Annotated in this window: 12 protein-coding genes; 10 read left to right on the top strand and 2 right to left on the bottom strand. The window is 59.7% G+C overall.

What is annotated here, in order from left to right; all coding sequences use genetic code 11:
- Positions 1–129 precede the first annotated feature (129 nt).
- The gene (locus QQF73_RS05530; protein ID WP_219866457.1) at positions 130–1,932 is read right to left on the bottom strand and encodes an acyl-CoA dehydrogenase; all 1,803 of its coding nucleotides are present in this window, start codon (positions 1,930–1,932) and stop codon (positions 130–132) included.
- A 124-nt stretch (positions 1,933–2,056) separates the two neighbouring features.
- Between QQF73_RS05530 and QQF73_RS05525 the strand changes: the two genes are divergently transcribed.
- Together QQF73_RS05525 and QQF73_RS05520 are read left to right on the top strand one after the other, a co-directional pair.
- A complete protein-coding gene (locus tag QQF73_RS05525) occupies positions 2,057–3,037 on the top strand; it encodes a GlxA family transcriptional regulator (protein ID WP_285367544.1) in 981 nt (326 codons plus the stop codon).
- Between the two features lie 106 nt (positions 3,038–3,143).
- The gene (locus QQF73_RS05520) at positions 3,144–3,308 is read left to right on the top strand and encodes a hypothetical protein (protein ID WP_219866459.1); all 165 of its coding nucleotides are present in this window, start codon (positions 3,144–3,146) and stop codon (positions 3,306–3,308) included.
- A gap of 63 nt (positions 3,309–3,371) precedes the next feature.
- Here the strand turns inward: QQF73_RS05520 and QQF73_RS05515 are convergent, their stop codons facing one another.
- On the bottom strand, positions 3,372–5,426 hold the full coding sequence (locus tag QQF73_RS05515) for an NADPH-dependent 2,4-dienoyl-CoA reductase (protein ID WP_219866460.1): 2,055 nt from the start codon (positions 5,424–5,426) through the stop codon (positions 3,372–3,374).
- Between the two features lie 353 nt (positions 5,427–5,779).
- On the opposite strand from QQF73_RS05515, the gene QQF73_RS05510 reads away from it, so the two are divergent.
- The 8 genes from QQF73_RS05510 (at position 5,780) to QQF73_RS05475 (ending at position 13,777) form a co-directional block, all read left to right on the top strand.
- On the top strand, positions 5,780–8,581 hold the full coding sequence (locus tag QQF73_RS05510; RefSeq protein WP_219866461.1) for a monovalent cation/H+ antiporter subunit A: 2,802 nt from the start codon (positions 5,780–5,782) through the stop codon (positions 8,579–8,581).
- Positions 8,581–8,949 carry a Na+/H+ antiporter subunit C gene (locus QQF73_RS05505; protein WP_219866462.1) on the top strand — a complete coding sequence of 123 codons (369 nt, stop codon included), beginning with the start codon at positions 8,581–8,583 and terminating at the stop codon, positions 8,947–8,949. The genes QQF73_RS05510 and QQF73_RS05505 overlap by 1 nt, the downstream gene beginning before the upstream one ends.
- Positions 8,946–10,463: a monovalent cation/H+ antiporter subunit D gene (locus tag QQF73_RS05500; RefSeq protein WP_285367543.1), complete on the top strand. Its 1,518-nt coding sequence runs from the start codon at positions 8,946–8,948 to the stop codon at positions 10,461–10,463. Before QQF73_RS05505 ends, QQF73_RS05500 begins: the two co-directional genes overlap by 4 nt.
- Positions 10,463–10,951, top strand: a complete 489-nt coding sequence (locus QQF73_RS05495; protein ID WP_219866464.1) for a Na+/H+ antiporter subunit E — start codon at positions 10,463–10,465, stop codon at positions 10,949–10,951. Before QQF73_RS05500 ends, QQF73_RS05495 begins: the two co-directional genes overlap by 1 nt.
- Positions 10,948–11,217 carry a K+/H+ antiporter subunit F gene (locus QQF73_RS05490; protein ID WP_219866465.1) on the top strand — a complete coding sequence of 90 codons (270 nt, stop codon included), beginning with the start codon at positions 10,948–10,950 and terminating at the stop codon, positions 11,215–11,217. The genes QQF73_RS05495 and QQF73_RS05490 overlap by 4 nt, the downstream gene beginning before the upstream one ends.
- 39 nt (positions 11,218–11,256) lie before the next feature.
- Entirely contained in the window at positions 11,257–11,589 is a 333-nt protein-coding gene (locus QQF73_RS05485) for a Na+/H+ antiporter subunit G (protein WP_285367541.1), read from the top strand.
- Between the two features lie 107 nt (positions 11,590–11,696).
- A complete protein-coding gene (gene ppnP / locus QQF73_RS05480; protein ID WP_218635126.1) occupies positions 11,697–11,978 on the top strand; it encodes a pyrimidine/purine nucleoside phosphorylase in 282 nt (93 codons plus the stop codon).
- A 155-nt stretch (positions 11,979–12,133) separates the two neighbouring features.
- A complete protein-coding gene (locus QQF73_RS05475; protein WP_219866467.1) occupies positions 12,134–13,777 on the top strand; it encodes a fatty acid--CoA ligase in 1,644 nt (547 codons plus the stop codon).
- Positions 13,778–13,837 lie beyond the last annotated feature (60 nt).

The following is a 13,837-nucleotide window of genomic DNA, read 5'->3' as shown; positions in this document are numbered from 1 at the left end:
ATGCCCTGAGGAATCCGCAAAGGCGGACCTCAAAAGTCTGGATCACAACGGCCGATTTCGCCACTTCCCCCTGACCACCGGCGAGCCTTGCCTCGACCCGGCGCTCGCCGGTGATTCAGGTTAGGGGTGTCAGAACCACTCCGGCTTCATGTTCAGGCAGGTATCATCCTGGTTTTTCAACAGCACCAGGTCCTGGGCCACCGTCGGCAATTCCCAGTGGAAGAAGTACTGGGCAGCCTGGAGTTTGCCCTGATAGAAGTTACGCTCGTCGTCAGACCCCGCTTCCACCAGCAGCTTTTCAGCGACGTTGGCCTGACGCAACCACATCCAGGACACGATGATGTGGCCAAACAGGTGCAGATAACAGGAGGCATTGGCAAGCACGTTGTCAGGGTTCTCGCTCATCAAGGACTTGCCCAGACTCTGGGTAACTTTTACTGCCTGCTGCAGGGTTTCGCTCAGCGACAGCGCCCACTGCTGGCAACGGGCGGTGGACGCCGCCTCCAGATCCACCTGCATCTCCTGCATCAGCAGTTGCAGGCCGTGACTCTGGTCCTGCCAGATCTTGCGGCCCAGCAGGTCGAGTGCCTGGATGCCGTTGGTCCCCTCGTGAATCGGATTCAGGCGATTGTCGCGCCAGCACTGCTCCACCGGATATTCCCGGGTGTATCCTGCCCCGCCATACACCTGGATCGCGAGGTCGTTGGCCTTGGGACCATACTCCGAAGGCCAGGCCTTGATCACCGGGGTCAGCAGATCCAGCAGCTTGCCCGCCTCCGTCCTTTTTTGCTCGTCCGGGTGGGTATGTTGGTCATCCATTAACCGGGCGCCATACAGGCACAGCGCCAGGCCACCCTCGCTGTAGGCTTTCTGGGCCAGCAGCATTCGCCGGACATCGGCATGATCGATAATGGGAACCTGCGGCGCTTCCGGGTTCTTTTCCGAGGGCTTGCGCCCCTGAAGTCGGTCCCGGGCATACTCCAGACTGTGCATGTACCCGCGATATCCGATGACCGCCGCGCCAAAGCCCACGCCGACGCGGGCTTCATTCATCATCTGGAACATGTACTTCAGGCCCTGGTGCGGCTCGCCCACCAGATAGCCATGGCACGGGGCGTCATCCCCGAAGCTGAGGGCGGTGGAGGTGGTGCCCCGGTACCCAAGCTTGTGAATCAGGCCCGCGAGGTTCACGCCATTCCGTTCAGTGGCGTTCCCCTCCTCGTCGACCAGGAACTTGGGAACGATGAACAGGGAGATGCCTTTCACCCCTGCCGGAGCGCCCTTGATTTTGGCCAGCACCATATGAACGATGTTCTCAGTCAGCGACTGCTCGCCTCCGGAGATGTAGATCTTCGCGCCCTTGATCAGATAATGGCCATCATCGGTGGGTGTCGCCGAGGTGCGGATGTCCGCCAGAGAGGAACCGGCATGGGGTTCGGTGAGCGCCATGGTACCTGTAAAGCGCCCTGACAGCATGTGGGGCAGGAATGTGTCCTGTTGTTGCTGGTTGCCGAAAACGCGGATGAGGTTGGCAGCGGCGGTAGTCAGGAACGGGTAACCGGCGGTGCCTGGGTTGGCAGCGGTAAAAAAGCCGTTGCAGGCAGCCATCACCGATTCCGGTAATTGCATGCCACCGAGATCGTAATCGTAGCGACCGGCAATGAAGCCGGCTTCCGCGTAAGCATCAAAGGCTTCTTTGACCTCGGGCAGCATCTCGACGGCGCCATCCACAAAGCGCGGTTCGTCCTTGTCGGCGGCACTGTTGTGGGTCGCAAACTTGTCCCGGGCAATGCGGTCGGCGGTTTCGATTACCGCGTCAAAGGTGTCGCGGCTGTGCTCGCTGAAGCGCTCCCGCTGGATCAATGATTGCGTATCGAGCACATCGTAGAGCTGAAATGCCAGATCCCGGCGTTCGATCAAAGTGTCAGTCATGCTTGGTTCTCCTGTTAATTGCACACAGAGTGTCACAGCAAGGGGGGATAGAAAACCGGCATTTATGACATAATCATGGCCAATACCGCCACGCCTGCCAGACGTCCTGCCAACGGAGTAGTCCATGCACACGGTCTCAATCATCGGTTTTGATGGCGCCCTTGCCAGCGCCATTACTGGCATCATCGACCTGTTCCGATTGGCGGGCGTGACCTGGGCCCGTATCCATGGAGAGGAGCCCGAGCCTATGTTCAGGACACAATTGCTCACGCAGGCCGGCGCCCCCTGCCGCTGCATCAACGGCATCACGCTGCTCGCCGATGGCAGCTGGAACGGGGATGAGCTGCCGGCCGCGGATATCATCATCGTGCCGACCATCGGTGCGCCGATCGCGGACATACTGGCACGCAATACCGGGCTGGTTCACTGGTTGTCCCGGCAGGATGCCTCCCCCTCGTTGCTGGCCAGCAACTGCACCGGTGCCTTTCTGCTGGCGGAAGCGGGCTTGCTTGACGGTAAGGAGGCAACCACCCACTGGGGCTTCAGCAACCAGTTCCGTCAGCGCTACCCGGAGGTGATCTGCCGACCGGAGAAGCTGGTAACGGTCGACGGCGACATCGCCTGCGCCGGGGGCGGCATGGCCTGGTGGGATCTGGGCGTGTACCTGGTGGAGCGGTACGCTGGACCGGAGGTATCCCGACAACTGGCGAAAGCTTTTGTCATTGATGCCGGACGCACAAGTCAGGCGCCATACAGCGCCCTGCAGGCGAAGCGCTACCACTCCGACAGCACGGTATTGAAACTGCAGGACTGGCTCGACACAAACTTTGCGCACACCGTCTCGCTGGCGGAACTGGCCCGGGAGGCCGGGCTGAGCGAGCGTTCTCTGTTGCGGCGATTCAAGGCCGCCACCGGCGATACTCCCAACACCTACCTGCAACTGCTTCGGGTGGAGCATGTTCGTCATCATCTGGAAACGTCACGACGCTACATTGACGAAATCATCAACGGGGTCGGCTATGAGGACGTGAGCTCATTTAGCCGGCTATTCCGCAAACACACGGGGCTGGCACCCGGTGCCTATCGCTCGCGATTTGGCCGTTGACGCTGTAACAACTGGCCTGCGTTATGCATCTAACCTTATGGGAGGGCCAAAAGTTGGTGCCGAACGTAAAAGTTTTCGACACAGGTGTAAAAGTGGGGAGGTAACCATGAACGCACCGATCAGACAAAGTCAGGCCGATATTCTCAACCGGCTCTATGACATGAAGCAGAAACAGCTGGCTCAAGCGCTTCAGCAGGGCAACAGCCTGCGCTGCCAGGTACTCGAAGCAGAGGCCGAGGCGATTTCCGCCGCGCTCAAAATGTTCCAGTGATCAGACTGACGCTCCGCGTCAGATACTGATCACTTTGGGGCGGGAAGCCCCACGCTTCGGCGGCTAAATATTCGCGGCAACTTCGGTTCCCTGGCGAATTGCCCGTTTCGCATCCAGTTCTTCAGCGACATCCGCTCCACCGATCAGATGCGCTCTGACACCCTTTGCCTCGATCTGATCATAGAGCTCCCGATAGGGCTCCTGCCCCGCACAGATCACCACATTGTCCACCTCAAGCACCCGCGTTTCCTGCGCCTTGCCGTCCTTGTCGGTCAGCGCGATGTGCAGCCCGTGGTCATCAATCCGATCGTAGCGACAGCCTCGGAGCATTTCCACGTCCCGATGCTTGAGGCTATTGCGGTGTACCCAGCCCGAGGTTTTGCCAAGACCTGCGCCCACCTTGCCGGTCTTGCGCTGCATCAGGTAAATCTTGCGCGGTGACGGCGTCGGTTTTGGCTCCGCCAGCCCCCCCGGGCCCTCGAAGTCGGGATTCACGCCCCACTCCGCCTGCCAGGCTTCGACACTGACCTGCTCGCCCTCGGGCTGATGGCTGAAATCGTGGGTCAGGAATTCACTCACATCAAAGCCGATCCCGCCGGCGCCAATAACCGCCACGCTCGTGCCCACCGGCTTGTTGTGCCGCAGCACGTCGAGGTAACCCAGAACCTTGGGGTGGTCAATGCCGTCAATCTTTGGCGTGCGTGGCTTCACGCCGGTCGCAATGACGATGTCGTCAAATCCATCGGCGACTAGCTTTTCGCTGTCGACCCGGGTGTTCAACTGCAGGTCAATGCCCAGCAGTTCAATCTGACGCTGGAAGTAACGCAATGTCTCGTAGAACTCTTCCTTGCCGGGAATACGCTTGGCGTAATTGAACTGGCCGCCAATCCTGTCGTCAGCCTCAAACAGGGTCACCCGATGTCCCCGCTTTGCCGCCGTCGTCGCCGCCGCCAGTCCCGCCGGCCCCGCGCCAACCACAGCCACGCGCCGGGCCACTGGAGCAACCGTCAGCACCAGTTCGGTTTCGTGGCAGGCCCTTGGATTGACCAGACAGGATGCCCGCTTGGCCTGGAAAGCGTGGTCAAGGCAGGCCTGATTGCAGGCAATGCAGGTGTTGATTTCATCCGCGCGCCCCTGCTCCGCCTTGCGGACGAACTCGCTGTCCGCCAGCAGCGGGCGCGCCATAGACACCATATCCGCCTTGCCGGCGGCGAGGATTTCTTCGCCCTTTTCCGGGGTATTGATGCGGTTGGTGGTACAGACCGGGATATCCACCTCGCCGTAGAACTTGGCCGTGACATCGGCGAACCCGCCCCGGGGTACGGATGTCACAATGGTCGGCACCCGGGCCTCGTGCCACCCGATACCGGTATTGATGATCGTGGCGCCGGCCTCCTCAATGGCCTTGCCCAGGGTCACGATCTGATCCCAGGTCTGGCCCCCTTCCACCAGATCCAGCATCGACAGCCGGTAGATTATTATGAACTCGGGCCCAACCGCCTCACGAATACGGCGAACGATCTCCACCGGCAGACGCATGCGATTCTCGTAGGGACCACCCCACTGGTCGGTGCGCTTGTTGGTACGTTCACACAGGAACTGGTTGATGAAATAGCCTTCGGACCCCATCACTTCGACACCATCATAACCGGCGAACCTGGCCAGCTTGGCGGCACTGACAAAATCATTGATATGCCGCTCAACGCCTTTGCTGGAAAGCGCTCGTGCCTTGAAAGGACTGATCGGCGCCTTGGTCGCGGAGGCCGAGACGATCAGAGGCTGGTAGCCATAACGGCCCGCGTGCAGCAACTGGAGACAGATCTTGCCGCCCGCTTCATGAACGGCCCCGGTCACGTGACGATGCAGCAACGCGGTGGCTCGGTTATTCATCGTGGAGGCCAACGGCGCAAGCTGGCCGGCGATGTTGGGCGAGTAGCCACCCGTCACCATCAGGCCCACGCCACCTTCGGCCCGTTCGGCAAAATAGCGCGCAAACTTATGGATGTTCCAGAACCGATCCTCCAGACCGGTATGCATGGACCCCATCAGCACCCGGTTCCGGAGCTCGGTAAAACCGAGATCAAGGGGTTTCAGCAGATTCGGGTAAGTGGCGCTCATAACATGACCTCTGAAAAATTTATATCGAGTATACACTTGATCTATGGCAAGTTGACTTGACCTGCGGGACGGGCCACGTATCATCGGCAATCAAGTTTGACTGACGGAGCAACCATGACCGCAAGGTCCTTCGGCTGCATGCACTCCAAGCGCCCACCGCTTACCGCTGACATCGCGCGGCACCGGGGTCGTTTACCCTACTTCCCCGACCCACCTGCCCCGGTCTGAACTCTCCCGCAGAGCTCTGATTCCAAGCATGTTTCCAGAGTTATGCAGGAAGGCTGGCCCGAGACTAGACTCAGGCAAACACCCGTTTCCATTCATGAAAAAGAAGAACCGATAACGAGGTTGCGATGTCGCTACCGCTGGTTGTTTTACTGCCGTTTCTGGGCGCCATCGCCGCGCCCCTGTTTGCCCAGGGCGGGCGCACGGCAATCGCTATAGCATCTTCCGTTCCGGCCCTCATTGCGCTGGCCGCGCTCTATCCTCATTGGCAGACCCTTGCCGATGGGGGCGTGGTGCTGTTCACTGCCGAGTGGCTGCCGGCCCTGGGACTGTCCCTGAGCTTCCGGCTTGACGGCTTGTCGCTGCTGTTCGCGCTGTTGATCCTGATTATCGGCCTGCTGATCATCCTGTATTCCCGCTACTACCTGAAGGCCAAGGAAAACGTCGGCAAGTTCTACGCCCTGCTCCTGTGTTTCAAGGGTTCGATGCTCGGTATTGTGCTCTCCAGCAACCTGTTGCTGATGATGATTTTCTGGGAGCTGACCAGCCTCACATCCTTCCTGCTGATCAGTTTCTGGACGCACAAGCAGGATGCCCGACGCGGCGCCCGCATGGCTCTGGCGGTTACCGGCGGTGGCGGCCTGGCGCTGCTGGCGGGCATTCTGATGATTGGCAACATCGTCGGCAGCTTCGAACTGGACGATGTGCTGGCAGCGGGCGACCAGATCAAGGCAAGCAGCATGTACCCGGTCGCGCTGACTCTGGTGCTGCTCGGGGCTTTTACCAAGTCCGCCCAGTTCCCGTTCCATTTCTGGCTGCCCCATGCGATGCAGGCGCCCACGCCAGTGTCCGCCTACCTTCACTCGGCGACCATGGTGAAGGCCGGCATCTTCCTGATGGCACGCCTGTATCCTGCCCTGGCCGGCACCGAGCAGTGGTTCTATATGGTGAGCTTCACCGGCATGGCCACCCTTCTGCTCGGCGCCTATGTGGCGATGTTCAAGCATGACCTCAAGGGACTGCTGGCCTATTCCACCGTCAGTCACCTGGGCCTGATCACCCTGCTGTTCGGCATGGGCACGAAACTGGCGGCCGTAGCGGCGGTTTTCCACGTGATAAACCACGCCATATTCAAGGCCTCGCTGTTCATGGCTGCAGGCATCATCGATCACGAAACCGGCACCCGCGACATGCGACGGATCAACGGCCTGTGGCGTTACATGCCCCACACCGCCACGCTCGCCATGGTGGCTGCCTCGTCCATGGCCGGGGTACCGTTGCTGAACGGCTTCCTGAGCAAGGAAATGTTCTTCGCCGAGTCGCTGGAACTGAACCTTCCGGGGTTCTGGGCCTGGCTGCCCCCACTGGTGGCAACCCTTGCCGGGATTTTTGCGGTGGCCTATTCCGCCCGCTTCATTCACGACGTCTTTTTCAATGGCAAACCGGTAGACCTGCCCATCTACCCGCCCCACGAACCACCCCGGTACATGAAGATTCCGGTCGAGATTCTGGTGTTTGCCTGCATCATGGTCGGTATCTTCCCGGCAATTTCCGTGGGGCCACTGCTGTATGCCGCCGCCGCGGCGACCCTCGGTGGCGATGTTCCGGAATACCATCTGACCATCGCCCATGGCTTCAATCTGCCGCTGCTCATGAGCTTCCTGGCATTCTTCGGTGGCCTGCTGATGTACAGTCAGCGTCAACGCTTCTTTGACTTTCATGCCCGGTTCAAGGAAATCGACGAGAAAGCCGTATTCGAGGCCGTGGTCTTGCGGGTCGAAAACCTGGCGCACCGCCTGACCGCAACGCTGGAAAACGGTTCGCTGCAACGTTACGGACTGCTCCTGGTGCTCAGCGTGATCGCCGTCGCTGCTGCGCCTCTCGGCAACCTGGGGGTATTCATCGGTGAGGCGGGCCTGAGCCCGATTGATGGCCCAACGGTTGTTGGCGCGGGCATCCTGATTCTCTGTGCCTGCCTCACCGCGGCCTTTCATCGCGCCCGATTTTATGCTCTGGTGTTGCTCAGCGTCGTGGGTTTGCTGGTGGCGCTCGCGTTCGCCCGGTTCTCAGCTCCCGATCTGGCGATGACCCAGCTGTCCGTAGAGGTCGTCACCATCGTGCTGCTGATGCTGGCACTCTATTACATGCCATCCTGGACACCGCTGGAAACGTCCAAGCCCAGGCGAGCCCGGGACATCATCATCGCCGCGGTTGCCGGGGTGGGCATGACTCTGGTGACTCTGGCCATGCTGACCCAGCCGTTCAGTTCCATCTCGGAGTTCTTCCTGGAGAACAGCAAGCCTGGCGGAGGCGGCACCAACGTGGTCAATGTCATTCTGGTGGATTTCCGGGGCTTCGACACACTGGGTGAGATTACCGTTCTGGCCATTGCCGCCCTGGGTATCTACGCCATGCTTAAAAACACGGCCCTGACACCGCCTCCGGGCGATGGCCAGGGCCACGGCTGGACCCGGGACGCGCACCCACTGATGCTGCGACTGATCGCAAGACCCATGTTACCGCTGGCCCTTATGGTTTCCGTGTTCATCTTTCTCCGCGGCCATAATCTTCCGGGCGGTGGTTTTATTGCCGGCCTCATCACCTCGATCGCCTTGATTCTCCAGTACGTGGCCAGTGGCATGATCTGGACCCAGGACCGGGTGCCGTTCAAATACCACAGCGTTATCGGGGTCGGTCTGCTGTTCGCCGTCGTTGCCGGTGCAGGCAGCTTTGCCTTCAGCTATCCGTTCCTGACCTCCACCTTCGGTTACATTACCTGGCCGGTGGTAGGCAAGTTTGAGGTGGCTTCGGCACTGGTCTTCGATCTAGGCGTCTACCTGACCGTGATCGGGGCCACTCTGCTGGCACTGGTCAGTATCGGGCGACTTTCACCTCACTCCGCCATTAAAAGTACTCGGGAGGGCACCTAATGGAGCTTGTCTTTGCACTGGTCATCGGCGCATTGACCGCATCTGGCGTGTACCTGCTATTGCGGGCGCGGACCTTCCCGGTGATCGTCGGCCTGACGCTCATTTCCTATGGCGTCAACCTCTTCCTGTTTTCCAGCGGCCGGCTCGCGACCGGAGCCCAGCCCATTATCGGGACAACTGACACCTACACCGATCCGCTGCCCCAGGCGCTGGTACTGACGGCGATTGTGATCGGCTTTGCCATGACCGCCTTCGTGGTGGTGCTGTCGTTGCGCAGCCTGGCTGACCACGAGGACGATCATGTGGACGGACATCAGGATGCCAAAGCGCCCCAACCGGAACAGAACGAGGAGGGTACCGGTAAATGAACCAGTGGCTTACCGCACCTATCCTGATCCCACTGCTCGGCGGCATCCTTCAGGTTTTCATGGGCTATGCGCCCATCAGCCTGAGACGCACCCTGGCCATCGCCACCACGGTGCTGCTCCTGGTGTCGACCGTCGTTCTGGTCGTCCTGGCCAGCGACGACAGCTACCGCCTCTATGCATTCGGAAACTGGCAGCCGCCCTTTGGCATTGTGTTGGTGCTGGATCGCCTGGCGGCCCTGATGCTGATACTGACGGCGATTCTCGCGCTGCTCTGTCATCTCTTTGCCATCGGTGGCGCCGATGAAGGCAATCGTCAGTTCCACGGCCTGTTCCTGTTCCAGCTGATGGGCCTGAACATTGCCTTCCTCACCGGTGACCTGTTCAATCTGTTTGTGGCGTTCGAGGTACTGCTGATTGCCTCCTACGGCCTGCTGATGCATGGCGGGGGGCGGGCGCGCACCGTTCCCGGACTGCATTACGTGGTTCTCAATCTGGCGGGATCCGCCGTGTTCCTGATCAGCGTAGGCATGATCTACAGCGTCACCGGCACTCTGAACATGGCAGACCTTGCCATAGAGATACCGAAGGTCAGGGGTGAAAATCTTGAGATTGTAAGGGCCGGCGGCATGATGCTGCTGGTGGTCTTTGCCCTGAAAGCCGCCCTGCTCCCCCTGTGCTTCTGGCTACCGAAGGCTTATGCCAAGGCCACCGCACCGGTGGCCGCGCTGTTCGCGGTCATGACCAAGGTGGGCATCTACGCGATTCTGAGGGTTTACCTGCTCGTTTTCGGCGACGACGCCGGTGCACTTGCCAACCTGGGTATGGACTGGCTGTTTCCTTTGGCGCTCTTGACCCTTGCCATGGGGGTTATCGGTGCGCTCGGTGCAGACAACCTGAAAACCCTCGTTGCCTGGCAGGTCATCATTTCCGTCGGTACCCTGCTGGCGCCTATTGCCCTGGGTTCGGTGGCGGGCATCTCTGCTGCCCTGTTCTACCTGCTCAACACCACCTGGACCGTGGGCGGGCTGTTCCTGGTGGCCGAACTGGTCGCCCGCCAACGGGGCAGCGCAAGAGACAGGATTGTGACCGCTCCCCGAATGCGCAATCGAACCTTCCTGAGCGTGCTGTTCCTGCTCGGCGCGGTGGCGGCGGCGGGCCTACCGCCCCTGAGCGGGTTTTTCGCCAAGCTTCTCATTCTGCAATCGCCCATGTCCGGGCCCGAAATGGCATGGTTGTGGTCGGTAATCCTGATTGGCAGTTTCTTTACCGTCATTGCTTACAGCCGCGCCGGCAGCATCGTGTTCTGGCGGACCGTGGATGGGCACATTGAGGAACCCGGCCCGCTGGGTGGCAACGTCTCAGTTGCCGCCGGAGCCCTGGTGGCCCTGAGCATTGTCGTCGTTGCCCTCGCCGGTCCGATCAGCGACTACACGGATGCCACTGCAATCCAGCTTCAGAATCCCTCAGGCTATATCGAGATTCTCAAGACGCCCATGGTCGGGGAGGATAACTAATGTTCGATCGCCTCAGTTTTCCCCAGCCGTGGCTCAGCCTGATCCTCTTCGCCAGCTGGCAGTTCCTGAACGACGGCGTATCCGGCGCCAGCGTGGTCATGGGCATTATCCTGGCCTGGGCCATCCCGCAGATTACCCACGGCTTCTGGCCGGAACGGCCTGCATTCATCAAGTCCTGGCGAATGCCGGCGTACCTGGTGCGGGTGATCCGGGATATTGTTGTCGCCAGCTTCGAGGTGGCGAAGCTGATTCTCAGCCCGCGCCAACCCCGGCCGGTATTCGTCTCTTACCCTCTGGAACTGGAGCACCCGCTGGCGATCAGTATCCTGGCAAGCACCATCTCGCTGACGCCCGGCACCGTCAGTGTCGATATCAGCGACGATAACCGGATCCTGCTGGTGCATGCCCTGGATGCGGAGACCGATGACGAGGTGATTGACGCCATCCGCACCCGCTACGAAAAACCGTTGCTGGAGATGTTCGAATGATCACCATCACGCTCTACATTACCATCGGCATGGTGACCCTCGCGGCCCTGCTGAACGTTTACCGGCTGATCAAGGGCCCGGATGCGCCCGATCGTGTGCTGGCCCTGGATACCCTGTACGTCAACGCCATAGCCCTGATCATTCTGCTGGGCATAACGCTCGGGACTCGCATGTACCTTGAGGCAGCCCTGTTGATTGCGGTCATGGGATTTGTGGGTACCGTGGCCATGGCCAAATACCTTAAGCGAGGCAGCGTCATTGAATAAGCCGGCGCCACGTTCAACCGCGTTTGGAGGACCTTTGCGATGAGCCAGTTTGCTGAATACGCCATCTGTCTGCTGCTGCTGACCGGCGGCGCCTTTACGTTGGTCGGCGCCATCGGCCTGGCCCGGCTTCCCGACTTCTTTACCCGGCTCCACGGCCCCACCAAGGCCACCACTGTGGGTGTCGGTGCCATTGTCATAAGCTCCGTGATCTATTTCAGCAGTCAGGGGAAAGGCATTGGCATCGCGGAAATCCTGATCACGGTGTTCCTGTTCATGACCGCGCCGGTGAGTGCCAACATTCTGGCCAAGGCCGCCATGCACATCGGTGTATCCACGGTGAACAACACCCGGGGAAAACCGTGGGAACAGTAAGCGGTTGAGCTAAACTGATCAGTTGCAGCCCGGCACCAAAATAGTCATTGGTCTTGCAACATTTTTCCGTATAGTAGGCGCCCCATCCATTTTTGAGGAACCAGCGTATGCTGAAGGTTAACGAATACTTCGATGGCAAGGCCAAGTCCATCGCCTTCCAGACCTCAACCCTGCCGGCAACCGTAGGCGTTATCAGCCCGGGTGAGTATGAGTTCGGAACCAGCAAGAAAGAGACCATGACGGTCATCAGCGGTGCCCTGACCGTGCTGCTGCCAGGTGTGGATGAGTGGATGACCTATGGAGCCGGTGAGAGTTTCGATGTTGCCGGTCAGGCCAGCTTCAAAGCAAAAGCCGATATCGACACCGCTTACCTCTGCACTTACGAATAATCTCCAGAACCGCAGAGCGTAACAGTCGTTTCATTTAAGCGCCGGTATGTTCTGCGGTTTTTTCCTTCGTTACGGTTTCCGTTTTACTCAATCTGTGTCAGATTTACCCCTGTTTCTCGCGACAACATCAACAACTGAGAAAGAGGAAACAGGTGATGGCACAAACCCGAATTCTCCCGCCGGCGGACAACGCCTACCAGTACCCGTTGCTGATCAAGCAGCTCCTGCTCTCTGGCCCGCGCTATAATCCGGATCAGGAGATCGTGTACGCTAATCGCAGCAAGTACACCTACACCGACCTGGTGGAACGTATTCATCGCCTGGCCAACGCCCTCACAGATGCAGGTGTGAAAGCCGGCGACACGGTTGCCGTGATGGACTGGGACACACCGCGCTACCTGGAGTGTTTCTTCGCCATTCCGATGATCGGCGCGGTATTGCACACCGTGAATGTGCGGCTGTCTCCGGAGCAAATTGTCTACACCATGAACCATGCCGAAGACGACGTGGTTCTGGTCCACGATGACTTCCTGCCCATCCTTGAATCGGTCAAGGATGAGATCGAGACCGTCAAGACCTACATCCAGCTCACCGACGAGGCCGCCGCGCAGTCAACCCAACTCGACACCGCGGGCGAGTACGAAGCCTTGCTGGCCAAGGCCGACACCGAGTTCGAGTTTCCGGATTTCGACGAGAACAGTGTCGCAACCACCTTCTACACCACCGGCACGACCGGCAACCCGAAGGGCGTTTTTTTCAGCCACCGGCAGCTGGTGCTGCACACACTGGCCATGACCGGCTCGCTATCGGCCTACGACGAGATGCCGCTACTCCGTTCATCGTCGGTGTACATGCCGGTAACCCCGATGTTCCACGTCCATGCCTGGGGCGTGCCCTATGCAGCCACCCTGATGGGCATCAAACAGGTCTACCCCGGGCGCTACGAACCCGAGCTGCTGGTTGATCTGCTCAAGGAGCACAAGGTTTCGTTCTCCCACTGCGTGCCGACCATCATGCAGATGATGATGGGGACCGAGTCGATCAAGACCGCCGACCTGAGCAACTGGCACGTCCTGATCGGTGGCAGCGCCCTGACCAGGGGCCTGTGCGACGCTGGCGCCAAACTGGGCATTCGTATGTACACCGGCTACGGCATGTCCGAGACCTGCCCATTGCTGAGCGCCACCCACCTCGATCCTGAAGACCTGGAACTGCCGCTGGAACAACAGACCGCGAAGCGAGTCAAAACCGGCATTGCGGTACCCATGGTGGAACTTGAGATCGTCGATCCCGATGGCACGCCGGTTCCCCACGATGGCGACGCCAAAGGCGAGGTAGTCGCCCGCGCGCCCTGGCTGACCCAGAGCTACTTCAAGGAAAAGCAGAAAGGTGAAGAACTGTGGCAAGGCGGCTGGCTGCATACAGGTGACGTAGCCTCCATGGAGCCTGACAACACGCTGGTGATCAAGGACCGCATCAAGGACGTCATCAAGACCGGGGGGGAATGGCTGTCATCGCTGGATCTGGAGAACCTGATCAGTCAGCACCCGTCCGTCGCCGGGGCCGCCGTGGTCGGTGTGCCCGACGAGAAATGGGGCGAGCGTCCCCATGCCCTGGTCACCCTGAAACCGGGCGAGGATGCGACACTGGAAGATATCCAGAACCATCTGAAGCAGTTTGTCGATACCGGCGAGATCAACAAGTGGGCCATACCCAGCAAGATCGATTTCGTTGAAGACATCCCGAAAACCAGTGTGGGCAAGATCAACAAGAAGCTGATTCGGGACCAGCTGCAATAAGCCACGACATGATTCGGCCAGCAATCAGAAGCCAGCTCAATTGAGCTGGCTCTTTGCTTT

Origin of the sequence: Marinobacter albus, assembly GCF_030238305.1 — a bacterium.
GTDB classification, from domain to species: Bacteria; Pseudomonadota; Gammaproteobacteria; order Pseudomonadales; family Oleiphilaceae; genus Marinobacter; species Marinobacter albus.
The sequence above is the reverse complement of the archived record's forward strand: the minus strand, read 5'-3'. Positions and strand labels throughout refer to the sequence as shown.